The sequence below is a fragment of the Agrobacterium sp. AGB01 genome (genome assembly GCF_014851585.1).
Taxonomy (GTDB): Bacteria; Pseudomonadota; Alphaproteobacteria; order Rhizobiales; family Rhizobiaceae; genus Agrobacterium.
This window is the reverse complement of the sequence record NZ_JACVAB010000004.1, coordinates 388,591-407,244: the sequence shown is the minus strand read 5'-3', so window position 1 is coordinate 407,244 and position 18,654 is coordinate 388,591. Positions and strand designations below refer to the sequence as shown.

At 55.0% G+C, this 18,654-nt stretch carries 16 protein-coding genes; 9 read left to right on the top strand and 7 right to left on the bottom strand.

The features are described 5' to 3' along the window. Nucleotides 1-5 precede the first annotated feature (5 nt). The 5 genes from IB237_RS16680 to IB237_RS16660 all read right to left on the bottom strand — a co-directional run bounded on the left by IB237_RS16680 (nucleotide 6) and on the right by IB237_RS16660 (nucleotide 5,192). Complete coding sequence (locus tag IB237_RS16680; protein ID WP_192489802.1) at nucleotides 6-806, bottom strand: Ku protein; 801 nt, start codon at nucleotides 804-806, stop codon at nucleotides 6-8. A gap of 12 nt (nucleotides 807-818) precedes the next feature. Beyond that, nucleotides 819-1,724: a Ku protein gene (locus tag IB237_RS16675; protein ID WP_192489801.1), complete on the bottom strand. Its 906-nt coding sequence runs from the start codon at nucleotides 1,722-1,724 to the stop codon at nucleotides 819-821. A 99-nt stretch (nucleotides 1,725-1,823) separates the two neighbouring features. Further along, the gene (locus tag IB237_RS16670; RefSeq protein WP_192489800.1) at nucleotides 1,824-2,780 is read right to left on the bottom strand and encodes a DUF808 domain-containing protein; all 957 of its coding nucleotides are present in this window, start codon (nucleotides 2,778-2,780) and stop codon (nucleotides 1,824-1,826) included. 126 nt (nucleotides 2,781-2,906) lie between these two features. Next, nucleotides 2,907-4,784 (bottom strand): ABC transporter ATP-binding protein/permease, encoded by a 1,878-nt coding sequence (locus IB237_RS16665; protein ID WP_192489799.1) that lies wholly within the window; start codon nucleotides 4,782-4,784, stop codon nucleotides 2,907-2,909. 147 nt (nucleotides 4,785-4,931) lie between these two features. Further along, nucleotides 4,932-5,192, bottom strand: coding sequence for a hypothetical protein (locus IB237_RS16660; protein WP_192489798.1), 261 nt, complete (start codon nucleotides 5,190-5,192; stop codon nucleotides 4,932-4,934). Nucleotides 5,193-5,522: 330 nt separating this feature from the next. Between IB237_RS16660 and IB237_RS16655 the strand changes: the two genes are divergently transcribed. After that, entirely contained in the window at nucleotides 5,523-6,557 is a 1,035-nt protein-coding gene (locus tag IB237_RS16655; protein WP_192489797.1) for a helix-turn-helix domain-containing protein, read from the top strand. Nucleotides 6,558-6,759: 202 nt separating this feature from the next. Continuing rightward, nucleotides 6,760-7,170, top strand: a complete 411-nt coding sequence (locus IB237_RS16650; RefSeq protein ID WP_192489796.1) for a hypothetical protein — start codon at nucleotides 6,760-6,762, stop codon at nucleotides 7,168-7,170. A 255-nt stretch (nucleotides 7,171-7,425) separates the two neighbouring features. Here IB237_RS16650 and IB237_RS16645 read toward each other — a convergent pair whose 3' ends face one another. Beyond that, nucleotides 7,426-7,626 carry a hypothetical protein gene (locus IB237_RS16645; protein ID WP_192489795.1) on the bottom strand — a complete coding sequence of 67 codons (201 nt, stop codon included), beginning with the start codon at nucleotides 7,624-7,626 and terminating at the stop codon, nucleotides 7,426-7,428. Nucleotides 7,627-8,006: 380 nt separating this feature from the next. Between IB237_RS16645 and IB237_RS16640 the strand changes: the two genes are divergently transcribed. The 6 genes from IB237_RS16640 to IB237_RS16620 all read left to right on the top strand — a co-directional run bounded on the left by IB237_RS16640 (nucleotide 8,007) and on the right by IB237_RS16620 (nucleotide 14,674). Further along, a complete protein-coding gene (locus tag IB237_RS16640) occupies nucleotides 8,007-9,848 on the top strand; it encodes an iron ABC transporter permease (RefSeq protein ID WP_192489794.1) in 1,842 nt (613 codons plus the stop codon). A gap of 1 nt (nucleotide 9,849) precedes the next feature. Continuing rightward, nucleotides 9,850-10,992 carry an ABC transporter ATP-binding protein gene (locus tag IB237_RS16635; RefSeq protein ID WP_192489793.1) on the top strand — a complete coding sequence of 381 codons (1,143 nt, stop codon included), beginning with the start codon at nucleotides 9,850-9,852 and terminating at the stop codon, nucleotides 10,990-10,992. Between the two features lie 43 nt (nucleotides 10,993-11,035). Continuing rightward, a complete protein-coding gene (locus IB237_RS16630) occupies nucleotides 11,036-12,154 on the top strand; it encodes an ABC transporter substrate-binding protein (protein ID WP_192489792.1) in 1,119 nt (372 codons plus the stop codon). A gap of 74 nt (nucleotides 12,155-12,228) precedes the next feature. Continuing rightward, complete coding sequence (locus tag IB237_RS26210; protein ID WP_210323984.1) at nucleotides 12,229-13,050, top strand: inositol monophosphatase family protein; 822 nt, start codon at nucleotides 12,229-12,231, stop codon at nucleotides 13,048-13,050. After that, nucleotides 13,047-13,661: a dual specificity protein phosphatase gene (locus tag IB237_RS26205; RefSeq protein ID WP_210323983.1), complete on the top strand. Its 615-nt coding sequence runs from the start codon at nucleotides 13,047-13,049 to the stop codon at nucleotides 13,659-13,661. Before IB237_RS26210 ends, IB237_RS26205 begins: the two co-directional genes overlap by 4 nt. After that, nucleotides 13,658-14,674 carry a substrate-binding domain-containing protein gene (locus tag IB237_RS16620; protein WP_192489791.1) on the top strand — a complete coding sequence of 339 codons (1,017 nt, stop codon included), beginning with the start codon at nucleotides 13,658-13,660 and terminating at the stop codon, nucleotides 14,672-14,674. Before IB237_RS26205 ends, IB237_RS16620 begins: the two co-directional genes overlap by 4 nt. A 47-nt stretch (nucleotides 14,675-14,721) precedes the next feature. On the opposite strand, the gene rtcR is transcribed toward IB237_RS16620, so the two are convergent. After that, nucleotides 14,722-16,338, bottom strand: coding sequence for an RNA repair transcriptional activator RtcR (rtcR, locus tag IB237_RS16615; RefSeq protein ID WP_192489790.1), 1,617 nt, complete (start codon nucleotides 16,336-16,338; stop codon nucleotides 14,722-14,724). A 211-nt stretch (nucleotides 16,339-16,549) separates the two neighbouring features. Between rtcR and IB237_RS16610 the strand changes: the two genes are divergently transcribed. Then, nucleotides 16,550-18,103, top strand: a complete 1,554-nt coding sequence (locus IB237_RS16610; protein WP_192489789.1) for an RNA-binding protein — start codon at nucleotides 16,550-16,552, stop codon at nucleotides 18,101-18,103. The last annotated feature ends 551 nt before the right edge of the window (nucleotides 18,104-18,654 follow it).

The following is an 18,654-nucleotide window of genomic DNA, read 5'->3' as shown; positions in this document are numbered from 1 at the left end:
TTTCGTCACCGTTTTTCTCCTGCCAGCGATTTACGCAGTGCATCCATGATGTTGATGACGTTGTCGGGCGGTTCCACTGCTGGTTTTTTTGTTTTGGTTTTTGAGGTCTTTTTCAGTGCTTTTTTGCGGCTTTCGATAATGTCGAGCAACCGATCCTGCACGGGGTCAATGATCATTTTTGCATCCCAGTCACGGGTCTGTTTTTTGATCAGTTTCCGAACGAGAGACAGGGTGTCGGGCTCCGGTTTTTCATTATCGATGCCATCAAAGTAGCTTTTTTCATCGCGCACCTCGTCACCATAGCGCAAGGTCCACAACACAATGCCTTTACCTCGGGGTTCCAGCATGACAGCACGTTCGCGCCGGGAGATGACCAGCTGTGACACGCCGACCATTTTTCGCGCTTCCATCGCATCACGAATAACTGAAAAAGCTTCCTGACCAACCGGTTCGTTTGGCGACAGATAATAGGGCGTGTCCAGCCAAATCCAGTCGATACTGTCTCGTGGCGTAAACATAGAAACGTCTATCGTCCGGGTACTGTCTAGGGCGACATTTTCCAACTCGTCATCCTCCAGCATGACGTAGTCGTCTTCACCACGGGGATAACCTTTTACCTCATCCTCCTCTTTCACCGCTTTGCCGGTTACAGAATCAACATAATGGCTGACAACGCGGTTGCCGGTGGGTCGATTGAGAGTGTGAAAACGGACTTTGTCGCTTTCAGATGTCGCTGGCACCATCTGCACGGAACACGTCACCAGTGACAGCTTGAGATAACCTTTCCAATAAGGGCGAATGGCCATAGCAATCTCCGTTTAGCTTGCTCGCCGTGTTTTGCTGGCGGTGCGTTTGGGCTTCGAGGCAGTCTTGTCTGCTTTCTCTCCGGTGTCGGCTTTTTTTCCTCTGTTGGCGTTGGCCGCAGACCGTTTGTTTGTGACTTTGCTTTCGCCCATACCTGCACTTTCACGGAGTGCCTTAAGCAGATCGCCTGGCTTTGACGCGACCGGTGCTTTGCGTTTTGGTAGCGACCGACCTTCAATCTTGGCCTTAACCAGTTCGGTTACTGCCGCCTCGTAACGATCATCGAATTTGCTGACGTCAAATTTGCCTGTCTTGGTGCCGATGATGTGTTCGGCAAGCTCCAGCATCTCGCCTTCGATCTTCAGATCGGGCAATTCTTCAAAAGCCTCTTCCGGGGAGCGAACTTCGTAATCGAAATTGAGCGTTGAGGCGATCAAACCGTCATGGTGAGGACGAATGAGGACAGTCCGCAGGCGACGGAACAGCACGGTGCGGGCGATGGCTGCGACGTTTTCTTTTTCCATGCCTTCACGCAACAATGCGAACGCTTCAGCTCCCATTTTCTCGGGTGCCAGGTAATATGGTTTGTCGAAATATACATTGTCGATCTGCGAGCAAGGTATGAACGCCTCTATCGTCAGCGTTTTGTCGCTATCGGGAATGGCTGCTGCCACTTCCTCCGGCTCAAGGACGACATAACGCCCGTCATCAATTTCATAACCTTTGACCTGATCGTCACGCTCAACAATATCCCCGGTTTCACCATCGACAAATTCGCGACGTACCCGGTTTCCGGTTTTCCGGTTGAGCACATTAAAGCTGATGCGGTCTGCCGACGACGCGGCGGTATAGAGTGCTACTGGACAAGACACTTCGCCGAATTTGATGAAGCCTTTCCAGTTCGCGCGCGGGGAAACCATATGCTTGTCCTTTCAGACTTTGGCAATGTGGTTCAACAGCGCAGCATGGATAAACGTTCCTTGTCGAGCGCAATCATCTGCAGAATTAGATAAGATGGGTTAATGAGCAGAACTTGGTTTGCTCCTGACTGAATTGATGAAGCTGAGGATCGCAATCACAACACCACCCAGAACGATGCCGAGAATTGCCTGCAATACGGAGGCAGTGAGCCAGCCAAGAACACCCGGAAGCACAGGGGTTCCGTTTTGCACGGCGTGGGTCGCCTGCTCGATGATGTGTTCCGGCAGGTGAAAACCGAGGCCGGCAAGGCCGTGCACAATAATACTGCCGCCGACCCACAACATAGCTGCCGTGCCAACCAGCGCCAGAACCTTGAGAAAAACCGGAACGCCTTTGACGAGGCCTTCGCCAAACGAGCGCACAAATGAGCGGCCGGTCTTGGCCATATGAAGTCCTATGTCATCGGCTTTGACGATGACGGCGACCACGCCATAGACGGCAACGGTAATGAGAATGCCGACACCCGCCAATACGGCCGCTTGCGTGTACACATCAGACGTCGAAACTTCTGCCAGCGTCAGCGCCATGATTTCTGCCGACAGGATAAAGTCCGTCCGTATCGCACCGGACACCTTTTGTGCTTCCAGAGTCGCCTGATCGACGACTGCGTCAACTGAAACCATATCATGGGCGGCATGGGGAAAAAATGCTTCGTAGATTTTTTCGGCCCCCTCAAAGCATAAATACATGCCGCCGATCATCAATAGGGGTGTTATCAGGAATGGCGCAAAATATCCGAGAAGCAGGCAAAGCGGCAGCAAGAACAGAAGCTTGTTGCGCAGCGAACCAAGGGCAATACGCCCGATGATGGGCAGCTCGCGGCTTGGCGAAAGACCGATGACATAGGCTGGTGTAACTGCCGTATCGTCAATGACCACGCCTGCGGCCTTGACGCTTGCCTTCGCGGTCTGGCCGGCGACATCGTCAAGAGAGGTTGCCGCCAGCTTGGCTATTGCCGCGATATCATCAAGAAGAGCAATCAGGCCAGTCGCCACGGGTATTCTCCATATTTGCGAGGGAGGTTGAAACAATCAAAGCTATGTGGTGGACCCCGGCAGTTGTAGAGAGGCAGACTGTTTCGGGCAACAATAAACAGACGTCCGGCTGTCAGATGTTTCCCTCTAGCGAAGCAACCGAGGCTTCGGGATCAAGCGTTTGAACACGTTGCGTTTTTTATGGTGGCGACCAAGGTCAACATCGCTAACCAGCTTCGCACCACCCTCACGTCGTTCCAGGACCACCTTTCGGCTGTGGAAAGCCTCCAACTCAGCCCTATGTGCTACACTGAGGATCGTTGCGTCAGGGAGTTCATTAATAAGCGTCTGCATCATCTTGTCCTGGCTTTTTTCGTCCAGCGCGGAGGTTGCTTCGTCAAGCACGATGATATCCGGCTTGTGAAGCAGCAGGCGCGCAAATGCCAGGCGCTGTTTTTCGCCGCCGGACAAGGTCTGGTCCCATGGGGCGTCTTCTTCAATCTTTGCCTCCAGATGGCCTAGTCCCACCTTTTCGAGCGCCGATTTTACCTCCTCGAGGGGCCATTCATCTGACGCGCCGGGATAGGCAACAGCACGGCCAAGTGTGCCCGAGGGAATGTAGGGACGTTGTGGCAACATGAACAACCGTTTTCCGGGATGCACGTCGACGCTCCCTTCACCCCATGGCCACAGGCCTGCTATAGTGCGCACCAGCGTACTTTTACCGGAGCCGGATTCACCCGACACCAGAACCCGCTCTCCCTGATTGATCAGCACCTTGGTCTCCGTGACCACGGCTGTTCCGTCGTTCAGAGATACAGAGAGATCATTGAGGCTGAGAATTGCCTCGCCCTCTGCGTCGCCGTGCCTAACCCGCCCGATAGCGTCGCTTTTTTCTGCGTGTTCCAGTCCGTCAAGTGACACCATGAGTGATGCCACACGGCGTGCACAGGCATTCCAGTCTGCGAGACGGGGGTAGTTGTCGACCAACCAGCCAAATGCACCCTGCACGATGGCGAATGCCGATGCCGCCTGCATGACCTGTCCAAGCGACATACTTCCATCGAGAAATTTCGGCGCGCATAACAGGATTGGCACGACAGGCGCAAACAGGCTGGAAACCTGCGACACCAGGGTTGTACGCATATATTGACGGGCGATAAGCGCCCATTGGTGAAGGACGTGGGAGAAGGTTTTGTTGAGGTCGCTGCGTTCTTCGTCTTCACCGCCCAACAAGGCGATGCTCTCACCATTCTCACGGATACGTGTCAGCGTATAGCGAAACTCTGCCTCCGCCTGGTTCTTGGCCTCCGAAATCCGCACAAAATTTCCCGCGATCACAACCATGGACGTGGAGGTGATGGTGGCGTAAAGGATCGCCGTAATGACGAGAAATCCGGGTATAGTGACGGTGTGGCCTGCGATGGTTACCGTCAGTGCGCCGCCGATGGTCCAGAGAACGACGATGAAAGTCGATGCAGACAGAAATGCGGAAACGACCCCTGCAACAAAATCCACCGGCGCCTCGGTCGAAATCCGCAAATCTTCAGACATGCGTGCTTCTGGATTTTTGTGGTCACCGCCAATCAGATTGAGCTGATAGTAGCGACCGTTTGCCAGCCAGCGATCGATCGTCTTTTTTGTGAGCCAGGAACGCCAACGGCGCTGTATCTTCATACGGAAAAACACCTGGATGACGACAAGCGACATGCTGCCAAAAACCAAGGGTATGAACACCGCACTTAAAAAGTACACGGTACTGGCGTCGCGTTTTTCGATGGCGTCGAAGAGGTTTCGGTTCCAGACGTTGATGCCGTACTGAAAAACGACATTGGTACACAGCAACGCTACCAGCACGATCGAATACGGCCACGCAAGCTTTTCGCCGCTTCGGCTCCAGAAACCACGCGCGCTATCCCAGAAGCGAGATAACAAATATTTGCGGCGGGCCTTCTCTTTTTCGTCGGCTGTGAGTTCTGGTTCGGGAACTGGAGCATCAGGTGTTGATGCAGCACTTGTGTTCATTCTTAGCCTGCTCAGTCTTTGCACAATAGGTTGTTATTGCCGGATAGGAGCTTGGCAGGCGGTCTCAGGGCGGTTTTCCGTTAAATGGCTGCCGCTGATTTTTACTGAAAGGTTGTTGCGTCATTAGCACTGGGGAGATGGCGCGTGTCATGGGTGGACGCTTCCATGGTCCAGTTGCAGACGTTTGAGAGAGTTTTCGACGGTTTTTATGTCATCGGCCGTGACAACCGAAATGGGGTCTGAAGCCATGGCCTCCAGCACTTCCGGTGAAAGTCCACCATTTCTGATGACCCACTCCATCGCCTCGCGTGTTTCCCGCTCGGCACGCAACTGGGCGTAAAGCGCAATGATCAAACGATCTCTGGCATCAAAACGTTCGTGGCTGGTTTGTTTAGCAACTTTCGTCATGGTTCATGTCTCCGGTTTCTATTCCACAGTTCGTTGTTCATGCTGTTGATCTTGAGAGTGGAGATAGGACCCAGCCCGGATGTGTTTGTTCCCTGTTCTGCTTTAACAACCAGACACGCTCATGGTTCCCTGAGGGAGGTTTGAATAGAAATGGCGTGAGATCAGGCAATGGTGAACCTGTCAGAATTCAATCTAAATACGATTGTCAGCGGTAACTGTTGTTGGAGACGGCATTGGGCAAATATCGATATTTGGCAAATTTGACACGAGCATTTCCAGCGTTCAAATTCATGTTGAGCACGTCAACCGCAGTTTGCAGAGTAAGAAATCTTGAGCCCAGCGAATGTTGCGCATCATATTATTCGTTCATCGCAGCTGAGCCGTGAGGACAATTACGAGTATTGGCGAACAGGCATTGCCAGCCTGTTTGATGCCACCCCCACGGATAATGATTTCGATACATTCAGTGCCGATCTGGCGACCTATAATCCCGGCCAGTTCCTGATTGGCAAATCGTCGGCAAGCCCGCAGCAGTATCATCGTTCCGGTGCTCTGGTATCCGCAACTGCGGTCGATCACCTTCTGGTGCAGCTCTACGTGAAGGGCGAGTGTGCGTATAATGCAGATGGCGGTTACGGTAAGGGCGTAACGGGCGACATCGTCTGTTTTGATCTCAGCCGCCCGATGCAGTCTTACGCCAGCAATATGGACATCATCAGCCTGGTCATTCCACGTCAGATGATGCGGTTGATGCCAAAAGTTGTTGATAATCTTCACGGCGCGCGCGTTGAAGGTTCATCGACACTTGGGGTCATTCTCAGCGATTACATGCTGTCTATCGCACGGCGCGCGCCGACATTAAGCCAGACAGAGGGGCAGCTTCTGGTGGAATCCACATCTGCCTTGTTGTCCAGTGCATTTACCGGTGCCGTTACCACGCAGTTCGACACGCTGACGCGTGTAAACCTGCAAACGATCCAGACATTCATCGAGCGCAACCTGACCAACTTGTCTCTGTCGACCGATATGATCATGTACCAGTTCGGCTTGTCGCGATCTGCGCTTTACCGGCTGTTTGAACCGGTTGGCGGAATTGGTGAATATATCCGGGAGCGTCGGCTCAAGCTGGCGAGATTGAAATTGGCATCGGTTGGGAGCGGCCGTGGAGCAGTGGCGAAACTTGCCTATTCCTGCGGTTTTTCCAATGAGGACACCTTTTCCCGCGCGTTTCAGCAGTATTTCGGCATTCGCCCCAGCGAGGCCATTCGGGATATCGGCGCTGCTGCGCAGCTGAAAAATATGTTGGCTGGTGATGCCGATAATTGGATGCATAACTGGCTCGACAAGTTGCAAATGCGCCAGTAATCCGAGGCCCCCTCACGGTTGCGTACAATAAAAAATAGGCGTTTGGGGCAGGTCTGTTCGCACAGGTTGCAGTCGCAAGCCTTTGAATTGTCGGCGTGATATCGCCTCAGCCGACATAATATCCCAATCTTCCCTGATATCGTCCCAACCCGGTTAAACCGGCTTTATTTTTGGTGGCTCAGAAGGCACGACCTTTTCTCGATTGTGGTGGGAACCTAATGCTGGCCACAATCATTATGCACCTTGGTGTTTGGGGACCGGCTTAACCGCTGTCAACACCAAGCATTTCCTGCAAAGGAAAGACATGAGAGTTCACGATGCTTTTGGTGGGAAAAAGCACCGGAAATGGGGATGTGCCGTAAGAATGCAGATATCAGATCAGGATCCAATATTGCTTCACCTCCACAGCGAAGTTTCACCGGTTATCGTGCTTGCCGATTTTGAAAAGGCCGACCGCGCAGTGTGGTCCTTCAAGCGGGAACTGGTTGAGACGGAACAGAATTTTCTCTGGTTTTGCGATGACCCGGCTGAAGCAGCTTCTGAGGCCGCGGATAAAGGCATCTGGCAAACCAATCACCATCCAGAACGATTTTTCGACTGGTTTTGGCAGTAAGATAAAGTCTTGTCAGGCGGGAGTGTTCGTCAGGCCACGAAGAGGATTTGCGGCCAACGCCTTGGCGTGATGAGCGCTCCCTCATCAGAGTAAGCTTGGTAGCCTCTCAAAAGACAATCTCTGGAAATTCCGGCTCGACATATCGTCGATGTGTATGAATGGCTTGCCTTTACGAAGGCAAGTTGCGCTGATCGTCTGGTCAGGCATGCAACGAAGACAGCCAATGGCTGTCTTCGTCAAAAACAAACAGGTTGCTTAAGCAGCCTTGTTGTTACCGTCGAAATGACCGCACCAGTCGCTACCGGTTACGACCGGCCACAGGCCACGCGCATTGGCGTCTGGCTGCGAAACCGGTGGGTTGAAACGACAGAGGCCAGCGTCTGCGGCAACTGTGCCAGCATTTGCGGCGTGGTCTTCATAGAACGAGCAGGCTTTGCAGGACGCTTTGTTCGACATGTGTAGTTTCCTTCTTTGTAAAATTCCGCCGAAACATGAGACTGATACTCATTTTTTCTAGAATGATTCTAAAGTAGGATTATCCGTTTGGCAATCTGTGCGCGCAATTTTTTGCCGCGAATGTTCAAGTCAGTAGACCGACGAGAGAGGTTTTGCGCCTCTCAACGCGATGAAAAACACTAGGAATCACGAGTTTTTGTGCGCTGTTGACGTGGAAAATATCGCGAAAAATGCTGTGCACCTACGTGCTAAACATTTTACATTTCGAATATTATTAGACGTTTATCGGCCAATTTTTCCAATGCACATATGTGCAAGGTGTCATTTGGCTGTCATGTGATCTGCCTATGGTCGCCCCGTGAATACGAGAGGGCGCCAAGATGGTGGACATAGGGCACGTAGAAAAAGATGCACGTGTTGCATCGGGCAATTCGCCATACAGGCGGTTGCGACATCATCTCACGGTCATAAGCCATGAGCCGGTAATGTTCATTGGCATTGCTTTGGCTGTCGTGTTCCTGCTGTTGATCCTCGCGCCAGTCATTTCGATCCTCGTTAATGTGGCTATTGTGCAGATTGGCGATGCTGCGCGCACCCGCGCTCCGGAAGGTGCATTCACCCTCTATTATGTCACCCGTGCTTTCGCCTCGCGCATGTCGAGCATCTTGCTGTGGCAGCCGATGTTGAATACCGCCTCGATTGCGATTGGTTCTATTATTCTGTCCATGTCCGTTGGCGGCGTACTGGCCTGGCTGGTCAACCGCACAGAGCTGCCGGGACGTCGCTGGTTTGCGACGGCGCTGATCATTCCATTCATGCTGCCGACCTGGACGCTGGCGCTTGCCTGGACCACAATTTTCAAGAACCGAACGGTTGGCGGTCAGCCCGGTTGGCTGGAGACGCTTGGTTTTTCAACGCCGGACTGGCTGGCTTATGGTCGGTTACCGATGATCATTATCCTGTCGTTGCATTATGCGCCCTTCGTCATTTTGATCCTCGGCAGCGCGCTGCAGCGTCTTGATGCCCAGCTGGAAGATTCCGCACGTATTTTGGGTGCCAGCCGTCGCCGTGTGGCATTTCAGATCGTGCTGCCGTTGATGCGCCCCGCACTTTTGTCCTGCGGATTGCTGATCCTTGCCGATTGTATCGGGGAATTTGCCGTGCCTTACGTGCTTGGCCTTCCCGTCGGTTTCGACACGCTTTCGACTTCGCTCTACCGCGCAATCTCCACGCGGCAGACAGGCATGGCCGCAGTCATGGCGGCAGTCATCATGGCGATTGGTGTGGTCACGCTCTACATCGATACCAGAATGATGCGTGAGGCGCGCCGGTTTGCGATCATCGGTGGCAAGGGGGCGATGGATCGCCGCCGTCCGCTGGGGCGCTGGCAGATGCCTGCCACTATTTTTACGCTAGCATTTTTTACCGTCGGTGTGGTGATCCCGCTGCTGACCTTGTTTCTGTCGACCATCATGCGTGTGCCGGGTCGTTTCTCGCCCGAAAATTTCACCTTCGATTACTGGATCGGCGCCAACCTCGACACCGTTGCCCTGAGAAACGGCATTCTGATGACGCCGCAATTCTGGAGCGCTGGCCTCAATACCCTGGTGATCATTGGCGTGGCCTCACTTGCATCCGGTGTTCTCGGCCTGCTGGTCGGGTATGTAGTCATTCGCAGCCCCTTTGCCGCACTTGGTAATTTCCTGCGCCAGATTACGTTCCTGCCATATCTGGTGCCAGGAATTGCGTTTGCAGCTGCCATCCTGACGCTATTTGCGGTGCCGCGTGGTCCGCTGCCAGCGCTATACGGTACGTCGATTATCCTTATTCTCGCACTGATTGCCGATCAGATGCCATTTGCCTCGCGGTCCGGCATTGCGGCCATGGCGCAGCTGGGCAAAGAGCCGGAAGAGGCGGCCCGCATCGCGGGTGCCGGTTGGTGGCGTCGTATGCTCAGCATCGTGATGCCGATCCAGAAACGGGCGCTGGCCAGCGCAATCCTGCTGCCATTCATCTCCGGCATCAAGGGCGTAAGCCTGTTCATCATCCTGGCCGTGCCGGCAACCGATGTCCTGACCACCTATTCGCTGCGTCTCGTTGATTACAACTACACCCAGGCAGCAAATGCCGTGGTGCTGATGATCGCGCTCTTGGCGCTGTTTGGCACCATTCTTATCAACCGTCTCACCGGCAATGGCATTGCCAAGGGACTGGAGAGCTGACATGCCCGATATCACCCTGACCAATGTCACCAAGAATTATGCTGGCCACGGCAACGCCGCCGTCGAAGGCCTGAATCTGACCATCGCAGATGGTGAGTTCATGTGCCTGCTGGGACCATCCGGTTGCGGTAAGACCACGACATTGCGCATGATTGCGGGCCTTGAACATCTGAGCGACGGCGAAATCGCCATTGGCGATAAGCTTGTGGACAGTGTTCCGGCCTCCGCCTTTGTGCCGCCGGAAAAGCGCGGCCTCGGTCTGGTGTTCCAGAGCTATGCGCTCTGGCCGCATATGACCGTGGAGCGGAACATCGATTTCGGCCTGCGCCTGCGCAAACTGCCGGAAGCGGAGCGTCGCGCCAAGGTCAATGATGTGATGGAAAAGCTGCGCATCCGCGATTACGCATCGCGTTATCCCGCGCAGCTGTCCGGCGGTCAGCAGCAGCGCGTGGCATTGGCGCGCATGCTGGCTGTCAATCCCGGCATCCTTCTTCTCGATGAGCCTCTCTCCAATCTCGATGCTGCGCTCAGACTGGAAATGCGCGCCGAATTGCGTCGTCTGCACGAGGAGTTTCGCACAACAATCGTGTTCGTCACCCATGACCAGTGGGAAGCGATGACGCTTGCCACCACCATTGCCGTGATGAATGGCGGGCGTTTGCAGCAGGTCGGTGCGCCCGATGATATCTATTCACGTCCGGTCAATCGGTTCGTTGCGGAGTTTATCGGCAATCCGCCAATCAACATGATCAGTTTGGATGGAACACCAGACGGTGATGGCTTTGGCGCCCGCCTGTCCGAGAGCCTTGACTTGACCGGCGCAGCATCGATCGGACTGCGGCCTGAGGAAATTTCCCTGTCAGAGACGTCAAACGCCGTGCCACTCGGCGCGTTGCGGCTTGAAAGCATCATGCCGACCGGTGGCAGTTGGATCATCGAACTGTCCTTTGGTTCAGAACGACTGTTTCACTCTACGCATAGCAGGCCAACCGCAAAGCCGGGTGACATGATCAGCTGTTTTGCGCGCGGCGAGGGTCTTTACCTGTTCGACGCTGCTGGCCAGCGTTTCGATACGACCGAAATCCGCGCCCCAAGCGCGGCACACCCAGCCGGAACCGAGCGTCCGGCCCTTCTACTCGCATAACTTCACGAAAACATCTTTGTTCAAATCACTCAAAGGAATACCGATGAGACATTCCCGTACTCTGCTCTCCTCGCTGATGCTGTCTGCCGCTGTTCTGTGTGGCGCGGCCAATGCCGGGGCCGAAGAGGCTTTCGATCTCGACAAGCTGATTGAAGCCGCCAAACAGGAGGCGCCTATTACCGTCTACGACTCGACCGGTAAAATTGTCGAACAGGCGAAGGCCTTTTCGGAAAAATACGGTGTTCAGGCTACTGGCGTAAAATCCAGCGCACCAGAAACGCTTGAAATCGTCATTCGCGAGGCCCAGGCAAACAACGTCAAGGCTGACGTGGTTATTCTGGCAGATGCGCCTGCGGCACTGTCTCAGATCGTTGCCAAGGGTTATGCAAAGAGCTGGCTGCCAACAGATCTGGCAAAGGATATCCCGGCGATCTACCAGGACCCGCTGACCATCGTTCTTGCGCCGAATGTGTGGACCTACAACACCGCTTTGCATGACAGCTGCCCTGTCTCCAACATCTGGCAGCTGACAGAAGCCGAGTGGAAGGGCAAGGTTGCCATGCAGGATCCGCTTGGCAAGCCGTCCTATACCGACTGGTTTAACCAGCTGGCCACCCACGCCGACAAGGCTGTTGCCGATGCCTATCAGGCGCAATATGGCAAACCATTGGAAACCGACGAGACCAGCGCTACCGCTGCCTGGGTCAAGGCGCTTGCCGCCAATAGCCCGTTGTTGACCGATTCCGACGGTGCGGCTGCGGAATCGATTGGCGCTCCTGATACCAAGGATAGCTTTGTTGGTCTGGTCAGCACGGCCAAGTACCGTGATAACAAGGACGGCATGAAGCTTGGCCTTTGTGCAGGTCTGTCTCCTTTCTCCGGCTGGACTTACCCTTCGCTTGGCCTGGTTGCATCAGGCACAAAAAGCCCGAACGCAGCAAAGCTGTTCCTGCGTTACATGATGACAGCTGAAGGCATCGCGCCGCAGGCGAAGGACGGCAAAATGTCGACCAACACCACCATCAGCCTGCCAGACAGTGAGCCGTCGGGCGTTGGCAAGGTTCGTGACCAGCTGCTTTCCTATGACGCCTCTACCGGCGCCGGTGACTGGGAAGCCCGTCAGGATTGGCAGGATCTTTGGGCCTTGAACTACAAGAAGTAACTGTCGAATATTTGTGACAATACTGGCAGGCCTTGTTTCTAGCCAAGGCCTGCACCATTCGTTCGAAAGAAATCATGCTGACTGTCGATGAACTGAACCTCCGTGAAGCCCTTTTGCGCGAAGTTGCCACCTCTGCCGGTGCTGTTGCCCTTGCTGCCTTTCATGCCCGCAAGCCCGGCAATTTTACGCTCAAGGGACGGCAGGATTTTCTCACCGAGGCAGACGGTATGGTGGAAAGCCATGTGCGAGATTTGATAACAAAGGCATTTCCCTTGGATGGGATTTTGGGTGAGGAAGCCGGTGGTGGTCTGTCCGACAAGCTGTGGGTGATTGATCCGATTGACGGAACGGCCAATTTTGCGCGTGGCATTCCGCATTTTTGCATTTCGATTGCCTTTCATGAACACGGTGAAACACTGCTGGGCGTGATCTATAATCCTGCATCCAATGAATTCTATTTTGCCCGCAAGGGGCAGGGTGCGAGCAAAAACGGTTTGCCTCTTACGGCCGCCACAACCGACACCATTACCAACGCATCGGTGGAGATTGGCTGGTCTCCTCGGGTCGAGAGCGCAGACTATCTGGCGGCGCAGCAACGTGTGCTGGAAAAAGGCGCCAATATTCGCCGTGGCGCATCGGGTGCGCTGGCAATTGCCTGGGTGGCCGAAGGCCGCACGGATGGCTACGCCGAATATTACATGAACGCCTGGGATTGCCTTGCCGGTCTTTTGATGGTGCGCGAGGCGGGTGGTTTGACCGGAACCTATCCGGCGGAGCAGGGCGAGTTGTTGACGGGCGGCGCCATTTTTGCTGCGGCACCCGGTATCGCCGCTGATTTTTCGCAGGCGATGCGGATTGCAATTGCAGGAGAAGACCGGAAGGGGGAGGCAGCATGAGTGCCTCTCCGCGATATGAACGCCCGCATCTTAGCCTGATCGAGAGTAACCTGCCAGGCTGGAATGTCGATCTTTACATTGGTGGACGCGAAGCCGTCTGTGATCCGGCCTTGCTGGCAGAACATGACATCAAGATCGTCGTCAACTGTGCGGTGAATTTCGACGTCAATTTTGTCTCCGGCGGTCAGACGGATGAGAATGGTATTCTGGCGTCTGGTCCCGGTTTGTTGCGCTATTACAAGCTTGGGCTTGTGGATGGCGCTGGCAATTCCGACACGATGCTACTGTCGGGCTATTACCTGTTGCGTGGTGCACTGGACCAGACCTTTCCGGAACGGGCGTCCTACCCGCATCGGGAAAAGGGCAATGTTCTCGTCAACTGTCGTGCCGGTCGCAGCCGCTCTGTGGCCTTGGTGTCGCTGTTCCTGCATCTGGAAATGCCAAAGACTTATCCAACACTGGCGGCTGCAATTACCCATGTCCGCACCAACAGGCAATTGCGTACCGATGAGTGGTTTGAAACGCCAAAACCGCAATTGATCCGAGCGGCGGAACAGGCAGCTGATATGATCCGCCTTGTCGAGGCAGGAAAAAGAAGGGCGATTGCATGACCAACCGGCCGCCACAGAGTTTTGCGAGTGCCACTGAAGTGGCACGGAAGGCAGGCGTTTCGCGCTCCGCCGTTTCGCGTACCTTCACGGAAGGGGCGAGCGTCTCTGAAGAGACCCGTCGCAAGGTTCTCGCCGCGGCCGAGGAACTGAATTATCACGTCAACCATCTGGCACGTGGTCTATCGCAGGAAAAAAGCCGGCCGATCTGTATTCTGGGCGGCGATCTTCACGCGCCCTATCAATCGGCGCTGCTGGAAGCCATCACCCGGCGCATTCAGGCGGTCGGTCGGGCGGCGATGGTCATCAATACCGCGGGTGATGAGGCCGATATTCAGTCCGCGCTACACCAGACACTTAACTACCGTGCCTCAGCCACAATCGTTCTTTCGGGCGCGCCGCCAGTGTCACTGGTGCGAACCTGTATCGAAAGCGGCCAGCATGTCATTCTCATCAATCGTGCGGGACAGATCGAGGAGGCGGACCATATTAGCCTCGATCACGAGACCGCGATGAAAGATGCGTGGCACATGCTGGCCCGCGCGGGCTGCAAGTCCTTTGCGATTGTTTCCTCCACCAATGGGTCTCCCAGCCTGCTGGCCCGCGAACGACTTTTCTGCGACGTGGTCGCCAAGGCAGGCTTCGAGCCACCGCAGGTGATCAAGGCCGGCTCCACCAGTTATCGCAGCGGCGCAGAGGCGGCGCGGCGGTTGCTTCCTGGCGCAACACCTCCGGACGCAGTTTTTTGCGTGACCGATCTTCTGGCCTGCGGTTTTATCGACGTGGCGCGCAATGATTTTCAGCTGAAAATCCCCAGGGATCTCTGTGTTGTCGGTTTTGACGATATCGAGCAGGCCAGTTGGGAAGGGTATGCAATCACGACGTTTCGTCAGCCGATCGAAGAAATGGCAGAGGCGATCGTGACGCGCCTGACGGAAGAGCGTCTGGACAATCCGGTCGGTCACGTTACGACCTTCCGGGCGTTTCCCGTATGGCGCAAAACCGTGCGTTCGTGATGCCAAATATCATTGAAGTCATCGGTTGATCGGTTCTATCGTATCGATCAGACCGCCGTGGCGCGGCGTCGGACATCATCAAATTTCAAACCGAACCTTGCCAGATATTTGCTCAGCCGGTCGGCGTCATTGCTGCTTTTCTTCTTAAGGCGGCTGTTGGCGAACAACGCACGGCCTGCGGCGCTAGCTGTCACATGCTCGCAGCATGTTTTCAAAACAGTGGTGAGTTGAGCGACATCGAAAAGATCGAGTGCTGCGACGGCTTCCTGGCCGAGGACATCAACAAGGATTTGCTCTGCTGCGCGGGCTGAAGGGGCGCCTCCCCAGGCGGCCTTGAGGCGTTCTGCCTCATGACGAACGACCTCGACGGTTATTCTGCCTTGCGGCGCAAGTGTTGCCATGCGCGTGACCGATGCCGATAGATCACGGAAATTGGCGCTCCATGCGGCTTCCAGGGAGGTTGCGAAGGTTAGATAAAGTTCGCGCGCTTCCTTGTTGAAGGTCACGTTGTGGCCTTCCTTTTCCAGAAAACGGCGCAGTTCGAAATCAAGGTTAGGCTCAATATCTTCCTTGCGTTCGCACAGTGCAGGCAGCTGGAAGGTCCAGATGTTGAGGCGGGCAAACAGGTCTTCACGGAACCGGCCTTTTTGCACCTCTTCGCGCAGGTCGCGATTGGTCCCTGCCAGCAACTGGAAATTGGCCGATGTTTCCTTGTCCGCACCAACAGGCAGAAACCTCTTTTCCTCAATGGCCCGCAGACACATGGCCTGCTCATCCAGACCAAGCTCGCCGATTTCGTCGAGGAAAAGCACGCCCTTGTCTGCGGATTTCAACAGGCCAGCCCGCTCACCTGAGGCGCCGGTGAAGGCGCCCTTGACGTGACCGAACAGTGCCGACATCGCCTGATCACCGCGTAACGTGGCGCAGTTGACCTCTACGAATGGCCCAGTCACCTTTCGCTCTGCTTTTTTCAGCTCGTAAATCCGCTTTGCCAGCTGGGATTTACCTGCACCCGTCGGGCCGGTCAGCAATAAAGGTGCAACCGAGCGCATCCCAACCTGTTCAATCTCGTCAATCATGCGGTTGAAGGCGGCGTTGCGCGTCGAAATCCCGGACTTCAGAAACGAGGTTGCTTCCTCTCGCTCAGAGGCAAAGCGGGTGGCGATTTCATCGTAACGGGAAAGGTCAAGGTCGATGACGGTGTGCTTGCCAGCATAATCGCCTGGCAGTTCACGGTCGCGTGGCGGCGATAGCTGCAACAAGCGGGCGGGAATGATGCGGGCTTCCGTCAGAAGAAACCAGCATATCTGCGCCACATGCGTGCCGGTGGTGATGTTGACGAGATAATCTTCGGTGTCTGGATCGAAATCATACGCGCGGGCAAAATCACGCAGCTTTGTGTAGACCTCCGAGAAATCCCAGGGGTCGGTGAGATTGATGATGTTCTGGCGAACTTGGGTCGCGGGCGAGACGGTCTCGATATCACCAATGATGGTTTCCGCCAGCCTGCCAAACTGGGTATCGTGGATCAGCTCGACACGATCAAAAAACATGCCGGGTTGCTGAGTCAGCGCGACATTGGGCCGCCAGCGGCTCCATCTGTCCTGGCGTCCGCCCATATCCAGTGTCGTCCCCAGAATGCTGATAGCAACACGTCGCTTCATGTATTATCCAGAAAGATAAATCTTATATTATTGGATAATTTAATGAGATTGCCGTTGATTGGCAATTCTGGATGTTGAAAAAGCTTTCGAATTTTTTAAATGATTAAAATCAAAGGTTTGAATTCGCTTTCGCTATGTTTTCGCGCCGTCGAAAGCAAACTGGCACGCCACTTGAAATGTATCTGGCAGAAACAAACAAAAAGGTGCGGCCATGGTGAACACGGCGATCTTCAAATCTTATTTCGGCAAGCTGCTGCCACAGACGGATACCGTCAATCATGCGAGCGCCGCTGCCTATGCCCTGACGCCGCGTGAAGCACTCGCTCAGTATGCGGTGACGGGAACGTTCAACGACACGTTTTACGCCAATGCCGGTGAGCAGCTGGATGCGGTGGTGAAGCTTGCTTCAGAGGTCGAGCCGGAATTTCTGGCGAAACTGGCAATCTATGCGGCTGAACAAGGCCATATGAAAGACATGCCGGTCACGTTGCTGGCAATGTTGTCAGGCCTTGAAAGCGATGCCTTTACACGTGCTTTCCCGCGGGTGGTAAAAAGCGGCAAGATGTTGCGCGGTTTTGTGCAGATCATGCGTTCTGGAACTGCGGGCCGCAAGTCGCTTGGAACACGTCCTAAAAAGATGGTTCAGGCATGGCTTGATAGACGTACGGTGCCGCAATTCCTGCAGGCGATGGTCGGCAATGATCCTTCGCTTCCGGATGTTATCCGTATGGTGCATCCAAAGCCAAAAGATGCGGAACGTGCAGCATTGTATGCATGGGCAATCGGCAAGCCATACGATCTTGCTGCACTGCCAGCCGAAGTGAAGGCTTTCGAGGCATTCAAGCGGGATACCAGCCGGGCTCTGCCAGCTGTGCCGTTCCAGATGCTGACCTCGCTCAAGCTGACAAAGGAGCAGTGGGCGGAAGTTGCACTCAGCGGATCTTGGCAGATGGTACGCCAGAACCTCAATACATTTGCCCGCAACGGCGTGTTTGAGGTGCCGGGTATGGCTGAAAAGCTGGCCGCCAAACTTGCTGATCCGCAGACGGTTCGCAAGGCGCGGGTGTTTCCGTACCAGTTGCTGGTTGCCTGGCATATGGCTGGGCAGACGGTGCCCGGCGAAGTTGCCGATGCATTGCAGGACGCAATGGAAACCGCAATTTCCAGCGTGCCGGTGTTCAAAGGCAATGTGGTGGTCTGCCCTGACGTATCCGGCTCGATGGGTTCGCCAGTGACCGGTTATCGCAAGGGGGCCACGTCAGAGGTTCGTTGCATTGATGTGGCCGCTCTTGTGGCAGCCTCGTTCCTGCGGCGTAACCCGCGTGCACGGGTACTGCCGTTTGAAAACCGGGTGGTGGACGTAAAATTGAACGGCCGCGATAGCGTGATGACCAATGCTGCAAAGCTTGCGGCCATCGGCGGCGGCGGAACCAATTGCTCGGCACCGCTGCAACGGCTGGTGAAGGAAAAGGCCAAGGTCGACCTCGTGGTCTTCGTTTCGGACAACCAGTCCTGGATCGATGACCGCGGTGAAGGCCAGGCGACAGGCATGATGGCTGAATGGGCGCGGATCAAGCGACGCAACCCGGCTGCAAAGCTGGTGTGTCTCGATATCCAGCCCTACGTCCAGACGCCTGCCAAGGCCGCGGATGTCTTGAACATCGGTGGTTTTTCCGACGCCGTTTATGACGCTATAGCCAACTTCGCGGCGGGCAAGTCCGGTGCAGGGGAATGGCTGCGCCAGATCGAGGCGATCGATCTTTGACATTGTCCTGCGCCACCAGTGAAGGGCGCAGGATACCGTGACGAATGCCGATTGGAACTACAGACTGTTAATCTCCAGGTCGCGGGTTCGAATCCCGCCGGGGTCCCCATTTATGACCCCGTAGCTCAGCGGATAGAGCAGGCGTTGCAGCAATTTTTGTCGTCACGGACAGAATGAAATGCATGGCGAATACCGAAAGAAACTACATCGAAAAGTGTTTCTTTCAACCTCTTGTCGCCGTGAGCAACACTGGAAGACGTGGCGAATGCCGGGGAAACTACATCGGTAAACCCTAACGGGGAGCGGATTCGAACTCCGCACCGCCAAATGCCGACAGGTATGGACGCGGAATGTTTCCTCATTCTGGTCGCCACGACCGAAATGCAGCGGCGAATGCCGAACGGAACTACAGCCTCCACGTTAGGGGTGGCTTGATGGGTTCGACTCCCATCCCCGGCAGCGCTCTCTGGCACGAGCGGAGCCCCCCATGTTTCGTTCAACCTCGTCGCCGCTGCCTTTCAATTTTGAAAATGCCGGAAGACGGAACGTTG

Excerpts from the sequence above, each read along its gene's own strand:
- IB237_RS16680 (WP_192489802.1), bottom strand. The coding sequence starts at position 806 with ATGGCCATTCGCCCTTATTGGAAAGGTTATCTCAAGCTGTCACTGGTG.
- IB237_RS16675 (WP_192489801.1), bottom strand. The coding sequence starts at position 1,724 with ATGGTTTCCCCGCGCGCGAACTGGAAAGGCTTCATCAAATTCGGCGAA.
- IB237_RS16665 (WP_192489799.1), bottom strand. The coding sequence starts at position 4,784 with ATGAACACAAGTGCTGCATCAACACCTGATGCTCCAGTTCCCGAACCA.
- IB237_RS16660 (WP_192489798.1), bottom strand. The coding sequence starts at position 5,192 with ATGACGAAAGTTGCTAAACAAACCAGCCACGAACGTTTTGATGCCAGA.
- IB237_RS16645 (WP_192489795.1), bottom strand. The coding sequence starts at position 7,626 with ATGTCGAACAAAGCGTCCTGCAAAGCCTGCTCGTTCTATGAAGACCAC.
- IB237_RS16640 (WP_192489794.1), top strand. The coding sequence starts at position 8,007 with ATGGTGGACATAGGGCACGTAGAAAAAGATGCACGTGTTGCATCGGGC.
- IB237_RS16635 (WP_192489793.1), top strand. The coding sequence starts at position 9,850 with ATGCCCGATATCACCCTGACCAATGTCACCAAGAATTATGCTGGCCAC.
- IB237_RS16630 (WP_192489792.1), top strand. The coding sequence starts at position 11,036 with ATGAGACATTCCCGTACTCTGCTCTCCTCGCTGATGCTGTCTGCCGCT.
- IB237_RS26210 (WP_210323984.1), top strand. The coding sequence starts at position 12,229 with ATGCTGACTGTCGATGAACTGAACCTCCGTGAAGCCCTTTTGCGCGAA.
- IB237_RS26205 (WP_210323983.1), top strand. The coding sequence starts at position 13,047 with ATGAGTGCCTCTCCGCGATATGAACGCCCGCATCTTAGCCTGATCGAG.
- IB237_RS16620 (WP_192489791.1), top strand. The coding sequence starts at position 13,658 with ATGACCAACCGGCCGCCACAGAGTTTTGCGAGTGCCACTGAAGTGGCA.
- rtcR (WP_192489790.1), bottom strand. The coding sequence starts at position 16,338 with ATGAAGCGACGTGTTGCTATCAGCATTCTGGGGACGACACTGGATATG.
- IB237_RS16610 (WP_192489789.1), top strand. The coding sequence starts at position 16,550 with ATGGTGAACACGGCGATCTTCAAATCTTATTTCGGCAAGCTGCTGCCA.